At 59.3% G+C, this 15,324-nt stretch carries 13 protein-coding genes and 1 tRNA gene; 10 read left to right on the top strand and 4 right to left on the bottom strand.

Features of this window, described 5'->3' with window-relative positions; all coding sequences use genetic code 11:
- Positions 1–434: 434 nt before the first annotated feature.
- From SY1_RS02580 to SY1_RS02615, 8 genes are all read left to right on the top strand, one after another.
- Entirely contained in the window at positions 435–3,059 is a 2,625-nt protein-coding gene (locus SY1_RS02580; RefSeq protein ID WP_243440701.1) for a C2 domain-containing protein, read from the top strand.
- 17 nt (positions 3,060–3,076) lie between these two features.
- The gene (locus SY1_RS02585; RefSeq protein ID WP_015556081.1) at positions 3,077–4,846 is read left to right on the top strand and encodes a hypothetical protein; all 1,770 of its coding nucleotides are present in this window, start codon (positions 3,077–3,079) and stop codon (positions 4,844–4,846) included.
- 168 nt (positions 4,847–5,014) lie between these two features.
- The gene (locus SY1_RS02590; RefSeq protein ID WP_208872630.1) at positions 5,015–5,275 is read left to right on the top strand and encodes a hypothetical protein; all 261 of its coding nucleotides are present in this window, start codon (positions 5,015–5,017) and stop codon (positions 5,273–5,275) included.
- 5 nt (positions 5,276–5,280) lie between these two features.
- The gene (locus SY1_RS02595; protein WP_015556082.1) at positions 5,281–6,981 is read left to right on the top strand and encodes an SEL1-like repeat protein; all 1,701 of its coding nucleotides are present in this window, start codon (positions 5,281–5,283) and stop codon (positions 6,979–6,981) included.
- A gap of 184 nt (positions 6,982–7,165) precedes the next feature.
- A tRNA-Leu gene (locus tag SY1_RS02600) sits at positions 7,166–7,252 on the top strand.
- A 302-nt stretch (positions 7,253–7,554) separates the two neighbouring features.
- Entirely contained in the window at positions 7,555–7,854 is a 300-nt protein-coding gene (locus SY1_RS02605; RefSeq protein ID WP_015556083.1) for a hypothetical protein, read from the top strand.
- Positions 7,851–8,543 carry a nucleotidyl transferase AbiEii/AbiGii toxin family protein gene (locus tag SY1_RS02610; RefSeq protein ID WP_015556084.1) on the top strand — a complete coding sequence of 231 codons (693 nt, stop codon included), beginning with the start codon at positions 7,851–7,853 and terminating at the stop codon, positions 8,541–8,543. Before SY1_RS02605 ends, SY1_RS02610 begins: the two co-directional genes overlap by 4 nt.
- A gap of 143 nt (positions 8,544–8,686) precedes the next feature.
- Positions 8,687–9,703 (top strand): RpnC/YadD family protein, encoded by a 1,017-nt coding sequence (locus SY1_RS02615; protein WP_015556085.1) that lies wholly within the window; start codon positions 8,687–8,689, stop codon positions 9,701–9,703.
- A gap of 105 nt (positions 9,704–9,808) precedes the next feature.
- Here SY1_RS02615 and SY1_RS02620 read toward each other — a convergent pair whose 3' ends face one another.
- Positions 9,809–10,321, bottom strand: a complete 513-nt coding sequence (locus tag SY1_RS02620) for a nitroreductase family protein (protein WP_015556086.1) — start codon at positions 10,319–10,321, stop codon at positions 9,809–9,811.
- Positions 10,322–10,431: 110 nt separating this feature from the next.
- Between SY1_RS02620 and SY1_RS02625 the strand changes: the two genes are divergently transcribed.
- Together SY1_RS02625 and SY1_RS02630 are read left to right on the top strand one after the other, a co-directional pair.
- Entirely contained in the window at positions 10,432–10,692 is a 261-nt protein-coding gene (locus SY1_RS02625) for a hypothetical protein (protein ID WP_015556087.1), read from the top strand.
- 273 nt (positions 10,693–10,965) lie between these two features.
- The gene (locus SY1_RS02630) at positions 10,966–12,354 is read left to right on the top strand and encodes an L-serine ammonia-lyase (RefSeq protein ID WP_015556088.1); all 1,389 of its coding nucleotides are present in this window, start codon (positions 10,966–10,968) and stop codon (positions 12,352–12,354) included.
- 66 nt (positions 12,355–12,420) lie between these two features.
- Here the strand turns inward: SY1_RS02630 and SY1_RS02635 are convergent, their stop codons facing one another.
- The 3 genes from SY1_RS02635 to SY1_RS02645 all read right to left on the bottom strand — a co-directional run bounded on the left by SY1_RS02635 (position 12,421) and on the right by SY1_RS02645 (position 15,103).
- On the bottom strand, positions 12,421–13,992 hold the full coding sequence (locus SY1_RS02635) for a S8 family serine peptidase (protein ID WP_015556089.1): 1,572 nt from the start codon (positions 13,990–13,992) through the stop codon (positions 12,421–12,423).
- Positions 13,993–14,048: 56 nt separating this feature from the next.
- Positions 14,049–14,243 (bottom strand): hypothetical protein, encoded by a 195-nt coding sequence (locus tag SY1_RS02640; RefSeq protein WP_015556090.1) that lies wholly within the window; start codon positions 14,241–14,243, stop codon positions 14,049–14,051.
- Between the two features lie 113 nt (positions 14,244–14,356).
- On the bottom strand, positions 14,357–15,103 hold the full coding sequence (locus tag SY1_RS02645; RefSeq protein ID WP_208872631.1) for an aspartate/glutamate racemase family protein: 747 nt from the start codon (positions 15,101–15,103) through the stop codon (positions 14,357–14,359).
- Between the last annotated feature and the right edge of the window lie 221 nt (positions 15,104–15,324).

Here is a 15,324-nt window from a genome sequence, read left to right on the forward strand (position 1 = left end):
GGCACAGCCGACCAACACAGCGCCGCAATCGCTGACGCGATTGCATCAGCTGCGTCGTCTGGCTGAGCTGCGGAAGTCCCCCGGACTTCCTTCGCCCTCAGCCGCCCTTGGCGGCACCTCCCCTTTCAGGGGAGGCAATCCACATTATTAGACGCGATTTAGTATGAGTTTTTCAGGATTAGCTATATCAATCCTTCCTTCTCTAGAGCGATTTGGTATCAGAGTCGGGTTAACCTTTACAACGATGGGCTTGATCCTCGATAAGGCCGTCACAGCCTGTGGATTGGGGATAGTATCCTTAAAGTTGATTTTTGTGTATACATTGCTATAATCGACAAGGTCCGGGTGAAAAATCGAACTGTTTTCGGCTGGGGTCGGCAAGCGCGCAGAGGGGAGAATTGGTTGGAGTGAACAGAAAATACAAGATTGCGGTGATGGGCGCAACGGGGGTCGGCAAAACGATCTTCTTCGGGTCCTACTTCAACCTCGTAACGAACCTGGGGAGGGGCAGCCGGCCCATTATGGTCAAGTCACAGAGCTCCGTCGACAGGATTGCGGAGCTCATAAAGCAGCTTTTCGAGAAACACGAGGTGGTGCAGGGGACGTCGGAGCGTGTGGATTTCAGCTTCTCCGTCGACTCCCTGGGGATGGACGTGGATCTGTTCGACATCCCGGGCGGCTTTACGCAGGACATGGAGGCGTGGGTGGAAAATAAAATTCTGCCGGACCTCCAGCGAGCCGATGGAGCGTTGTTCTTCATCTCGGGAGAGGACCTCGTCAACGATTCGGAAAGGGTTTTGAAGGACAACCTCGTGTTTGCCAGGGCGATCTCGAAGCTTCGGGAGCACAAGTCGGGGGACCTGAAGGGACGTTCGGACGTGCCGATATGGTTTATCTTCACAAAGGGTGATACGATCCCCGACGTTTCACTGGACACCTTAAAAGAGAAGAACTCCGCACTCTTCAAGGCGGCGTCAAAATCCCAGGACCATGGGAATTGGCTTGAGAAAACCGCCTATAAAAAAGGCAAATACGTCAACGCCTATAAAAGCCAGGCCATCGGGAAGTGGGAATCCCCCCAGAGCGTCCCCCGGAATTACCAGCCCGACATGGTCATCGAGCCGATGGAAGACCTCTTCGAGGCGATGGTCCACAGCCGATCGGCTCACGGAAGAACTCTGAGAAAAATCATTGCCGCTCTGGCGCTCTCCATATTTGCTGTCCTGGAGGGTGGCATGTACTACTACGACATAAGCCAATGGAGGGGAATGCAGGAAAGGGTCGGCAGGCTGCGGACGGAGGACCGTTACGAACAGGCCCTTCAGGAGGTGGATGCCTTCTTCTCCCCGTCCTGGTTGCCCGCTTTTTTCAGGGCGGACAAAAAGCTGCCTTCCTTGAGGGAGGAGCTTTATCAGGCTTATGAGGCCGCCATCTACGCGCCGATAAAAGCCGCCCTGGAGGCCATTGACGAGGAGAAGGCGCCCGACGCAAGCCCTGCGTTTTTGGAGGATGCGGAAAAGGTGAAACGCTATCTTTCCGTCACGCACTTTGCCGAGATCCAGCCGCAGCACTACGAGTTGGCGAAGCGCAAGGCGTGGTATTTCGACCTGGGGCGCTTGCTGAACCTGGATTCTCAAGTACAGAATGCGTCGCCGGACGAGATGTTCAACGCGGTTTTGGACTGTCTGAATTATGATGTCCCGGAAAGCTGGCAGAAGAATATCCAGGAGAGAATTGATAACAGCCTGCGCCGGTGGGGCGGTGTCCTGTCTCTGGATGTCGGGCCGGAGGCATTCGATGTGTATATCAAAAAAGCCGAACAGTTGACGGATCATCCCAAACTTTCTCCTGACAGTAAAGATTATCTGAATGCACAGAAAAAGTCCTGGGCTGAGAAAAAACTGGATACCTTGATCCAGGCAGCTTCCACGCGGTCGCCGGAGGAGGGCGTGGCGCTCTTGGAGCGTCACAAGGTGGAATTCGACTCCACAGGTTGGGAAAAACTGGAAAATGCCCTGGAGAAGCATTACGCTGCCCTGGTGGAGCAAGCGTTGAAAAAGGACGCCGACGATGCAGACCTCCTTCAAGAACTCCTGGACCGCTATCCCGCCATGACCTCAGGGGTTAGGGACAAGCTGGAGGGGCGCGTCGAATCCATCAGGGAAAAGCAGAGGCAGGAATGGCTTCGCGATCTCAATGCTTCTAAAAACATGGAAGAGATGGTCGACAGGATTACGAGCTTTGGGGGAAAGGATAAGGACGACCGGCAGCAGCAGGGGATAGACCTCCTGCAGAAACGCATCGAGATGGAGCTTGAAAACGTAGGGAGCGAAGCCTCCAAGGCTGTCCAGCTCAAAGATTTCTCCGAGGGTAAGCAAGAGGCCCAGAAGGCCCTGAACGCGCTGCGGCAGACGATCCTCCCGCTCAAGGCAGACTCGTTATCGAATTGGCTTGAAGGGAAGGAAAAGGCCATAATGGGTGAATTGGAGGAAAAACATCTCGCCGATTGCCGGGAGGACTTCACGAGACGACGCAACACGAGGGACAGGAGGGACGTCGCCGAATGCCGCAAAAGGCTGGACGCATTTCTTGAGCTATGGCCCGACTCTGCCGAGAGGGAAACCGTCGCAAAGGTTCGGGATTTCCTCAACGTCATTCAAGGAGGGGTCAAAGGCAAGTTGAATGTGGTCAAGGGGACTTTCGGCGATGCCAAAGACATGCCCTTTGACTTTTGGGGGATGAAGACGCCGGACATTTTTGTGACGGTTTCAATGGGGAACAAGGAGATCTTTCGCACCAAAACGGTTGAAGGTGATGGAAAAACTTCGGAATGCAAGTTTAATGAAGGGATAGAATTTATGTGGGCGGTCGAGACGCCGGAGCTCACCTTTAAAGTGTTTGATGAAGACATCCTGATGGACGATGAACTCATCACCTGGAAAACGACCCCCTCGGGCTTTATGGGGTACAAAGAGTTGCAGCAGCGTACTCTTGAAGGGGCCTACTATCTGACCATCGACTTCAAGCCCAACGTGAGCATTCCGGAGTGTCCCTGGTAAAAGGAAGGAGGGACGAAATGATCTGCAAAAACCTGGCGTACTGGGTATTTACCTCAGGCGAAGAGGGGGTTCACGGGCTGGATTGGGGGATCAAGCACGCCTCGAAAAGCTTTGCCGACCAACGCAAGCTGGACAGCCGTTACCGTTTGCTGCTCAAAGACTTTTCCCTGTCTCCCAGTCTGGAGCGGGAGCAGGAGCGGGAGCAGGAGCGGGAGCAGGAGCGGCCCAAGAAGGCGGGGCTGATCCTCCTGCCCTGGCAGGGCGGGGGAAAGGATCAGGACGAGGGAACGTTGATGGGCTTCATCTTCCCCGGCAGCGACCATAAGGGGCGACCGAATATATCCACGGTCGCCTGCGTCGTGCCGGCGGACGTCGTCCATGCTCTGTCGCTTTCCGAGGTGACACGGGCTCTTTGGAGCTCCAACGACCTGGAGCGGATAGCCCGAAAGAACTCCGAAAAACCTGGCGTCTCCCCCGAAGGCAAGGAAGGCAGCGATGAGGGGATAGCCAAAGATGACTCCGTAAGACCCGATACGCTTTACCTTGACGGAGAAAAGGCTTCCTCGGCCACGGAGGTCCCCTTCCCCCTTTCCTCCTCACTAAAATGGCCCAAAAAGGACGTGGGATATTTGATGGTGGATGGACACGTCTGGGATCTGAGAAGTCTTTCTTCTCCGCTCTGCCCTCCGGCTGAAGAGGCTGCGAAAAAAAGGAAGCTGCGCATGCCCCAGCTCGCGGCCCTGCTGATGGCTCTAGCTCTGACTTTTGGCGTAGCCTGTTGTTGGGGCAGTATTCGTGATTTTTCCCAGAAATATCTCATTCAACCTGTCTACTCCTGGTGGGGTGGAGGGGACCCCTCACCCTCCACCAATTCCCCGGAGGATCCGGAAATCACTGAAAGAAGAGAGAAAAGAAGGGAGAAACGGGAGGCGATTATCGACATTCTTTCCAAAAACAAGGGAGAAGACTACCTCAAAGGCCTGGCTGGGCTTATGTGGGTTCCTGAGCCGTGGAAGGAGAAGGCTTCCTTAGTCGACTTCTTAATAGTAGAGGCAATCTCCGAAAATTTTACTGTGAAGCTGAAAAACGAAAAATGGTTGGTTGAAAAGGGCGATCAAGGAGGTCGGGGAGGCCAAGAGAAGAAGTTGATAAACGTGAGTGTGTTCAAGGAGAATTTTAAAATCACCGTATTGTCACCTCTCGGAAAGGACTTTTCTTCGGTTGTGGATGAAACGGATAGAGGAGAGTTTTTCTCCATAAGCCCCAAGAAGGCCGGAATAGAGGCTTGGGGCAGCTTAAAAAATGACTTAAATGATCAATTGTCACAGTTTATAGATACGACGAAGAATCCCGGCGTTTCCCTTGAGAGTGCGACGCAACCAATCGCCGAAGACAGGCAGGCACTGGAAGAACGTCTGGATGAGCTCCTGGAAAAGAGCGATACCCAAAAGGATAAGGGGTTCGGGTACCTGTCTTTTTTCTACGGGGATGGGAAGGAAGGTTATCAGGTACTTCTCCTCAACATGGAGGACCTTTCCGAGGGTAAGAAGCTGGATAAGTACATTTTTGTCAAAAAAGATAACTGGCGCCGTATTGACGTATCCGATCTGGGAAAGCGTCTGGATGGGACTTTGCAGAAGAAACCCTACATCAAGTTCGACGACGAGCGCAGGGATATTACTTTCTTTTTGGCTCCAAAATCAAAACGCAAAAAAGGCGGCGATTTTAAGGAGTTCCTCGACGTTTTTTTTGATGACTTGCTGAAATCAGTCTTGGTTGAGGAGTAACCAGAGGGGGCCAAGGGGAACCGAGCCTGTGTGAGGCCGGCAAACAGCCCCGGATGTCCCCAGTTATGCGGGTGCCGTCGCCACCATCATCCATGACGTGCACCTGCCGGGCGATTACGAGACGCCTCTGATATCGGCCCTGCCGCCTCGGACGCGATCGAGCGGGATTTGATCGATCACGGATTGCAGCGTCTCCTGAGGCGCGGCGACCGAACGGAACGACTTCAGAAAATCGACGCGGATTTGAAGGAGGCGCTCAAAAACGGGCGTGGACGCACATACCGGAAACGGGCGGAACTGCTGTTGGAGAAGCTGAAATACTGCATTCCCCAGATTCTGAACGAACGCTTCAAGGAAAAACTGAAGGCCAGGGGCATCACCTGGTCGAGCCGGAACAGGGCGCGGGGCAAAGTGATTGAAAGGGTGTGAAACCGATGTGGAAGACAATGGAAAGAGTTTGGAAACGATCGGTCGCGGCACTGTTGCTCGCCGCTCTGCTGTGCGAGGCCATGCCCGTTGGGCCGGCACGGGCCCAGGAGGACTACGATCGGCTCAACACGATGCTGACCCTGAACATGGCCATCGTGTCCGTGCACCGCATTTTGAAGACGAAGGACCGTATCGTCCTGGAGCAGGAGTATCAGAACATCATCAACAACCTGTCGTTGGGAGAGATCGCGCCCGACAGCAACTTGATCGATCTTTATGAGGAACTGATGGATTTCATGACCCGGAAGTTGCTGAACGGTAAGCAGATGGAACGGTTTCGGAAACGCTACGTCCGACGTGAGAAACAACAGTTTGTCAGATCGCTTTCCAGTGTCAGCGCTCAAGGAGAATCTCTCAGGAGTTTTCTGGACAGCCTTGCCGTCTCCTGTGTCTCGGCCTACTTCGGCTACCAGGCGGCGATCAATGAAATACGGGAGGAGCTGGAGGATAAACTTTGGGAAATCAGTGATAAGGAGATGGAGGATTGCAATGAATTACAGAAAAGGTTATTGAAATCGTCGTGGACGCTGTTGCACCTGTATGGGCTGCCTGACGAATATCGCCTGACTCAAGACAGCTTGAATGATTTCTACGAGGCGGTGCGGCAATCCGATGCATCCCAACGCCTTCGGATGTTGCGTTCCCTGGAGAGGGAGTTTGGCGTCTACCCCCCCTATTGGTTCTATCGCGGCAGAGCCGCGCGGGATGCTATGAATACCGAGGAAGAGTGCCGGTGTTTTGATCAATTCGACGAGGTATGGCGTCCGGTGCTGAAGAGTGATCCCTACAAGCTGGAGGTCGCAAAATACCGTATCGAGAAGCTGATGGCTCCCGATCGTAAAGGGAGATGGGATACGGATGCCATTACGAAGCAATTGGAGACACTCCGCAAACACGCGCCCCGAAACGACTGGGGCAGCAGACTTTTTGCGGGCATCGCATACTTTCAATTGGGCAGAAAAACAGAGGGGGAGAATTGCATTCGCGACAATATCGATTACGGCTGCGAAAAGAACGTCTCCGGCCATATCCTGGATTTGATGAAACAGGGCACATTGAACCCCGATGAATGGAAAACAATTTTAGTGGAAAAGATTGATCTGGATGGTGATGGGGCGGAGGACAGGGAGTGTCCGAGAAAAGCCCTGAGTCGCTTTGTCGAGCTGGCAAATGATGGGAACCTCTCCGCGCAATGCCTCATGGGGGATAACCATTGTCTCCTGGGAGAGTATGGGGAAGCTGCGGAATGGTATCGCAAGGCGGCGGACCAGGGGCTTGCCAAGGCACAAAAGGCTCTGGGGGACCTCTACGCCAGGGGTGACGGTGTGGGCAGGAACGTTCCCAAGGCCCTGGAACTTTACCAAGAGGCGGCAAAGCAGGGGATGGCTGAGGCAAAGAAGGCCATGGGCGACCTCTACGCCAGGGGCGACGGGATAGGCAAGAATGTTCCCAAGGCCCTGGAACTTTACCAAGAGGCGGCAAAGCAGGGGATGGCTGAGGCGCAAAAGGCCCTGGGGGACCTCTACGCCAATGGCGCTGATGGCGTAGGCAAGAATGTTCCCAAGGCCAGGGAGTGGTATCAAAAGGCGGCGGACCAGGGGAACCAGGAGGCCAGGGACAGGTTGGCCGAGCTTGACAAAAAATAGATGGCACGGAGGTTAACGGGCATAGCCTCCTTGAGCCGGAACGGAGAGACAGCCTGATCGAACCCTGGTAATACGATTCAAGGGGCCCCAGGGTTCACATGATGCCACAACGCGTTCGCCCCCAACAAGGGCACGAAAAGCCCCCTTGACGTCCACTTCCTTGCGGGTATAATAGATTTGTTGTGCGGGGGTGGCGGAACTGGTAGACGCGCAAGACTAAGGATCTTGTGGCCCTAAAGCTGTGGGGGTTCGAGTCCCCCCCTCCGCACCATGATAACGGTTCAGAAGAGCGGTCAATCTCAAGCGGGATTGGCCGCTGTTTTTTTGCAGCGCAATCCCCCTATTCCGGCAGGAGCCTGACCACCTACCAATGTCGCCCTCTCCGGCGCGAACGCGACGGGATAGCTGACGCTCAACGCAAACGATCGCCTCATTCCGTAAGGTGTATACTGAGGACAGGCGTAGAGGACCATGAGGCAAAGTCCGCCTGACGCCCGGTGCTTAGGGTGCGGCTTATGGCGGATGCTGCGCCTCGTCGGAGGGCAGCCACTTTGCGGTCAGGAGGAATTTTTGATGGCGACAAAGCGATTCAGTCGCGCACAGCTGGAGTTCCTTTCACGGATGAGCTCATACATCTGGTGGAAGACGAGGGATGAGGCGATGGAATACCCTGAACGTATTTTAGCTCAGATGATGAATATAGGGACCCTGGAAGATACACGAGAGCTCGAAAAGCTCTTTTCGCAAGATGAATTGATGGAGGTTTTGGAAAAGGCGGAGGCCGGGCAGTTCAGACCAAAGTCCTGGTCCTTCTGGCATTGTCGCATCACGGGAAAAGAAGCTCCCGCCATGCCCGTCAGAGAGCTGCCATGAAGACGTTTCAAGCGCATTTGGATATCCTGCCGGAAGCACAAAGAGAGCTTTGGAATAAGCTGTCCCCATGTGGAGCGCTTGGATTCGTCTTATATGGCGGCACAGCGATTGCTCTGCACCTTGGACACAGGGTGTCTAATGACTTTGACTTCTTCTCTCGCCTTCCTCTATCTGAGGCTATGGAAAAGAAAATGTTGGAATCCATGCCTTTTTTAAAGATGGCGGAGTTGCTGCAAAACGAGCTGGATACGCGCACCTATCGGACGACGGAGGGCGTAAAACTTTCATTTTTTGGCGGGATTGCCTTTGGACGTATTGGAGAACCTCTGTTAACGCATGATGGCATCCTTCAAGTTGCATCTTTAAAGGATCTTCTTGCGATGAAAGCGGCTGTAATCATGAAACGTGTCGAGGCAAAGGACTATAGAGATATCGCTGCCATACTCCGCAGCGGGACTTCCCTGTCGGAAGGCCTGTCCGGAGCTTGTGCCATCTATGGAGATCGATTCCCGGTTATTGAAAGCCTGCGAACCATGACATATTTTCAAGGCGGGGATTTGGATCAGTTGTCGGAGAATGACAAAAAAACCTTAATTGAGCACACAAAAAGCTTCAAACTGGATGATGTCAAGCAAGTGAAAATTCTCTCTCACGACCTCAGCGAACCTGGGTCGGCGACAGCCTGCTGAAGAACCAGCGTGCCGCGGGTGACGCGACCTCCAAAGGCCGTGAGGTCGTGACGGAGCGGACCGAGAAGCACGTTTGGAGCGAACGGGGACGCGACGGCGAAGAGGGTTACAGCCGTAGCGACACAGAGAATGGAGTTGACGGGATGGACGAACGGACGATGCAGGAAAAGCCGGAGCGTTTCGACTACGACGGCTTCTGGAAGGCCCTCATCAGGAGGTTTTGGCGGGAGCTTCTGAGGAGCGCCATTCCCGACCTGTACAGGGATGCGGATCTGGAGCAGGAGGCCACGCCGCTCGACAAGGAACTCCAGGACACCCTGCCGAAGCCGGGCGACGAGGAACAGGTGTCGGCGAAGTTCGTCGATACCCTGCTGAAAATCCCGCTGAAGGACGGCGGCGAACAGTGGGTGCTGCTGCACATCGAGGTTCAGGGCAGGGGCGGAGAGGACCTCTCGCGGAGGATGATGCGCTACTACTGCCTGCTCTTCGCGCACTACGACAAGAACCCCATAGCGCTGGCAATTTTGACCGCGTCGCGTCCGAAGTCGGAAACGCCGGGCGTCTACGACTTTTTACAGTATGGGACGCGCCTCCACTACAGTTATAATTGCGTCAAGCTGTGGAATCTGGACGACGAGGGGCTCCTGGCGAGCGACAACCCGTTCGACCTGGCGCTTTACGCGGCAAAAAAGGCGTTGGCATACGACAACGAGGAGCAGCAGAAGCTGATCTACCTGCTGAAGCTCACCAGGATTCTGGTGTCGAAGGGCTGGAGCCGGGAGGATCGGTCCGACCTTCTGGCGTTTATCGCGAGGGTCATCAACTTGAAGGACAGGGCGCTTTGGGAGCAGTACAGGAAGGGAGCCAGGGAGATAAAGGGGGAGAGTGAGATGATGTCCTTTTGGGATGAGGAGCTGGAGCAGACCCGTGCGCAGGGGCGCGCGCAAGGGCGCGCGGAAGGGCGCGTGATGGGCCATGAAGAAGGCCGCGAAGAAGGACGCCAAGAAGGCCGTCAGGAAGGGCGTCTGAAGGGCCTTATGGAAGTAGCGCGCCGGATGCTTGCCGTGCCGCTTCCCGTGGCTCAGATATCAGAGCTCACGGGGCTGACTTCTCATGAGATCGACGCCCTGAAAAAAGACGCACACGCAGGCTTGTCGTAACCCTCAGCGTTCCGGGAGCGGCCGATGCCATCCGCCCATTCAAAGCAAGAGGACCGACCCCAGGTCGGTCCTCTTTTCGTCCGCAGGTTCGCGCCCCGGGCGTTTTTAGAGGCGATGTGCCCGCGAGCGGTCCAGCGTCTCCAGGTTGCGGGGCTCCTTCTCCTCCGCCGGGTATCCGACGGCGATGGCGCAGAGGATCGAGAACTCGGGGTCGATGCCGAGGATGCGGCGCACCGCCTCCTCTGACGTCCCCGACCCGCAGGGCCTTTGGAAAACCTGGACCCAGCACGCGCCGAGGCCCATCTCCGTGGCCTCCAGAAGAACGAACGCGGCCGCAGCGGAGGCGTCCTCCCTCCAGACGTCGCTGTCTTTGTGCCGGCCCGCCACGAGGATGGCCAGCGGCGCCGTCCTCAGTGAGGAGGCCGCCATGCCGTCGCGGCACTGGGCGAGCCGCTCGATCTTCGCCTTGTCCGTGACGGCGAAGAACTCCGTACACAGGGTGTTCTTCCCCGTAGGAGCGACGAGCCCCGCATCCATGAGACGGGTGACGTCCCCGTCCTCCACCTTCCTGCCCTCAAACTTCCGAATGCTGCGGCGACGCCGCATGGCCTCCAACATCGACAAACACCTCTCTCAAGATCAGGGCCGAACGAGCCGGTTGTATTTGGCGCGGCCCTCTGATAAAATCAAGCATATCTTAGCACATGTTCTTCAAGGAGGAAGATGCGATGAACGTCAACGGTTACGATCGTCTGGGGCAGGCCGGGCTGGAGCTGATGCAGAAGTCCATGAGCGCGGCGGCAGCGGCGGCGGAGGACATCGCCTCCGGCAGCTTGAACCCCATGGACGTAGCGAAGTCGGCCATGGACCTGGGCCGGGCCAAAGTCCAGATGAAGCTGGGGGCCTACCTGATCCGGACGCAGCAGGAGCTCATGGAGTCCACCCTGGAGGTCTTCGGCGTCGGCACGAAGCTCGACCGCAGGTATTGAGCCGCCAAAACAGAGAAGGTTCGCGGTCCGTCCCCAGCGGCGGGCCGCAATTTTTATTCGCACGCCCTTCCACCGTATCGTTCGGGAGACGCGGAGGGGCTGCAGCCCTATCCTAATAACCTTATTATGATGAGGAGACGTGAGAGTTATGGCGTTTTGGATTGACGTTGCTCTGCTGCCGGGCGCTGCGCGGGTCCTCGCGGGCGCCCTTCCCTCCGGACCGGGGCAGGTCCGGCCTGCGCGGACCGGACACGCTGACTGACGAGGCCCGCCATGCAGAGCGTCTTTGACATCTTCAGGGTCGGCATCGGTCCGTCGAGTTCGCACACGATGGGGCCCATGCGCGCCGCGCTGCGCTTCCTCGAAGAGCTGAGGGCCATGGGGCTCCTGGAGCGGGTCGGCAGCGTCCGCTGCGACCTCCACGGCTCCCTGGCCCTGACGGGGAAGGGGCACATGACGGACCGCGCCGTGCTGCTGGGGCTCTGGGGCGTCAAGCCTGAGGAGGCAGACCCGGACGTCATTCAGGAGTTCGTGGACCTCGTGGACCGCACCCGTCGGTTGCCCCTGGGGGCCTTCCCCCGCCTGGAGGACGGGCGTTCCATCCCCTTCGATCCGGAGCGCGACATCGCCTTTCTCCCGAAGCAGCTGCCGCTGCACGAAAACAGCCTCGTCCTGCACGCCCTGGGGCCCGACGGCACGGAGCTCCACTCGAACGCCTACTACTCCATCGGGGGTGGATTCGTCGTGGAGGCGGCCCGTTTCGACGCTCCGGACGGCGTATCGGGCGACGTGCCCTATCCCTATGCCTCGGCGGACGAGCTGATCGCGGTCTGTGCGGAACACGGCCTCTCCGTCTCCACGCTGGTCATGAAGAACGAGCGGGCCCTGCACCCCGGCGTTGACGTCCAGGCCCACTTCGAGCGCATCTGGGCCCTCATGAGCGCCTGTATGGAGCGCGGCATGAGGACGGAGGGCATCCTGCCGGGTGGGCTGCACGTCGCGAGGCGCGCCGCTCCTCTCCTGCGGATGCTCTCCTCCGACAGGCCCCTGTCCTCGGACCCCATGCAGATTCTGGACTGGGTCAACGTCTTTGCCCTGGCGGTGAGCGAGGAGAACGCGGCGGGCGGACGCATGGTGACCGCCCCCACCAGCGGCGCCTGCGGTGTCGTCCCCGCGGTGCTGGAGTACTACAACCGCTACGTCCGCTCCACGACGCCGGAGGACCGCACGCGCTACTTCTTGACCTGCGGCGCCATCGGCCTGCTGTTCAAGGCCAACGCCTCCATCTCGGGGGCGGAGGTGGGCTGTCAGGGGGAGGTGGGCGTCGCCTGCTCCATGGCCGCAGCGGGGCTGACGGAGCTGTCGGGCCGCAGCCCGCGGCAGGTGACGACGGCGGCGGAGATCGCCATGGAGCACTGTCTCGGCATGACCTGCGACCCCATCGCGGGGCTGGTGCAGGTGCCCTGCATCGAACGCAACGCCGTCGCGGCGGTGAAGGCCATCAACGCCGCCCACATGGCCATGCACCGCAGCACCCCGCCCCTCATCAGCCTGGACGAGGTCATCTCGACCATGTACCAGACCGGAAAGGACCTCAGCGCGAAGTACCGCGAGACATCCCAGGGCGGGCTGGCCGCTCAGCCGCGCCGGGCGGTGGGGTAAGCGCTGGGCCAAAAAAGAACGGGCCTGGAGGTTCCTCCAGGCCCGTCGTCGTGCCGCCGCGATGGGCTACCTTCGACGACCCACGACCGCAAGCAGGGCCACAAGGCCCCACCCCAACGCGCCAAGGCCTGCCGCATCGCATCCCGCTCCCCCTGAGGAGGAGGTGCCGTCCGCGTCCTTGATTCGCTCGTCATACTCCGTCCGGGGCGCCTCGGAGGCCAGTTCCGGGTGTGCGGCCTGGTAGTCCAGCGCTCCCTTCAAATCCAGGAAGCGTCCCCCGGCCACTTTGCCCACGAGGACCGACTTCACCGCCGCGCCATGGAGCAGCGCTGTCCGGACCTGGTACGCCGTTCGGGCGGGGTCTGCGGCCTTCAGCAGTGCCACTGCCCCCGCCACGTGGGGGGCCGCCATGGAGGTGCCGTTCATGGTGGCCATCACGGTTCCATCTCCGACGCGGGTGGAGTGCTCGTAGGCGGCGATCGTCGTGCTGAGGATGGACACGCCCGGAGCCGCGACGTCCACGAAGTTGCGGCTCCAGTTGCTGAAGTTGGCGAGGGAGCCGTTCTGCGAGGACGCCCCCACGACGATCAGGTTGTGGATTCCCCTGTAAGAGGAGCTGTAGACGTAATCGCCCCTCTCGTACGTCGGTGTGCCGTCCGCGCCCTTCGGACCGTCCGCCGGCGCGAGGACACCCACCTCAAGTCCATCGTTTCCGGCGCTCGTCACGATCACGGTCCGGTTCAGGGAGTCCAGCGCCTTGAACGCGCGCCACACCGGGTCCTTGCGCTGGTTTGCCAGCGTGGGGGGCATGGAGGAAAACCAGTTGAACGACAGGTTGACGGCCGCCACCTTCAGGCTGGCGTCCTCCTCCAGCCGTTTGGTCAGGAAGTTGAGCGCGTCCACGATCCCGCTTACGGGCCCTGACCCATCCGGCCCCAGGGTTCTGAGGGAGATGAGCCCCACGCTCCAGTTCACGCCCGTCACGCCCCTGCCGTTGTTCCCCGCTGCGCCGATGGTGCCGGCCACGTGGGTCCCGTGCCCGTTCCGGTCCGCATAGGCCTCCGGGTCCGCCCTGGAGGTGCCGCCGTCCTTGTAGAAATTACGGCTCAGGTCGCGCCTGAAGTTGGGGGCCAGCTCAAGCGCCGTATAGTCGACGCCCGTGTCCAGGACGGCCACGCAGACGTCCCCTCTGCCCGTCGTCGTGTCCCAGGCCTCTGGCGCGCGGATGGCCTTGAGGTTCCAGAGGGCCCCCGACGCATAAAACGGGTCGTTCGGCTCCGTGACGGACGCCCGCACGATGAAGTTGGGCGACGCGGCCAGGACGTCCTCCCGCTTGAGGAGGCGCGCCGTCAACGCCTCCGGGGAGAGGATGTCGGACTTGAGCAGGACGAAGACGCCGTTTCCCGCCTCGGAGAGCTCCGCGTAGGTCTCCTCGACGCGCGCCCCCACGGCGGCGGCCAGCGACGCCGCGCGAAACGCCTCCCGCCCCAGGTGCAGGGACGATGCCACGACCTTCGTGCCCTCCTCGCCCTTGAAGACCGCCAGGACCTCCCCCGGGACGTGCCGGGCAGCCGCGGCCGGACCGGCGAAAGCACAGGCTGCCGCAAGCGCGGCGAGCCGCAGAAACACCTTTCTCATTCGGGACCTCCTCGCCAAAACCGGTCCGCGCCGCGCACAAAGGCGCGGCGCGGACGTCAGACGTACTGCTCCACCTGATCGTGAACGATGACCTGCGAGTTCAGGTCGTCGATGATTGGACGCTGAACGTACACGGGTTCCTTGACGTGCTCCAGCTGGACCTCAAGGTGCTTTCGGACGATCCCGTGCTCCAGTCGGTCAACGTACCCCGACACGTTCACCGACGTGCGCGTCTGCTGGATGACCTGCATCCCTGTCTCACCTCCGGTTAAGGAAAACTCCGCCCCCGTCGGGGGCCGCTGCACCCTCTCGGATTTCCATTTTATAACAGCGGCGCCGAATTGCAAAGCGCCCCTGGCGCCCCCTACCTGGGCATGAAGGCGCCGACGCCCCAGCCCGCCGCGCCGTCCCCGCGCTCGTAGAGCAGGTCGAGGCACGCATCCGCCAGGGCCTGGAGGCTCGATATCTGCCGGTCCGGCGGCAGGCCCGCAGCCGCGTAGGCCAGGGGCAGTTCCGTGCAGGCCGTCGTGATGGGGAGGTCCTTTTCCCGCCACAGGGCCTCCACCACCTCCTTCAGGAGCTCCGCGGCGCGCCCCATGTCCCCGGCCTTCACGGCGCGCAGGCTCTGCTGCACGCACTCCTGCTGCTCCCTCGAAGGACGGAGGAACAGGTAGCCCGCTTTCTCGGCGCAGGCGGGGTAGATGAGGCTCTTCTGGGTGCCGGAGGTGGCTACAAGCCACGCTCCTTCCGGACTGGCGCGCCGGGCGGCGTTCACCGTCGCCTCCACGATGTGCACCAGCGGCACGGAGAGCTCCTCGCGGAAACGGTCGATGAAGAAGTGGGCCGTGTTGCAGGGGACGGCCAGGACCTCCGCGCCCCACTCCACCAGCTGCAGCAGGTCCTTCTTGATCGCCGGCAGCGGGTCCGGGCCGAGGCCCATGATCCCGTCGCTGCGGTCCGGGACGTCGGGGTCCGACAGCAGGATTGTGCGCGGGTGCTCCGCGTCGCTCGCCGCCGGCGCGCCCTCCGCAAGCAGGCGAAGGAACTCCGCGGCCGCGGCCGGCCCCATCCCTCCTAAGACCCCCAACGTCTTGTTTGGCTTACTCAACATGTTCGATCCCTCCGCAATCTAAAAGATCAAGGATAGCCCGTCGTGTGACCTCAAAGGACGCTTCAGGCTCTTTGCCCTATTATACCGTCTGTTGCATCAGGGCGGCAGAGTGCCGAAGACCGGCGCCAAATCAGGGTCAGCAGCGCTGCCATGCATAATGAGGCAAAAACCAGGGGTGTGCAAAATGCACGGCACCTCCCCGAAGGGGCTGGGGGGTGTTT

Source organism: Fretibacterium fastidiosum (assembly GCF_000210715.1).
Lineage (GTDB): Bacteria > Synergistota > Synergistia > Synergistales > Aminobacteriaceae > Fretibacterium > Fretibacterium fastidiosum.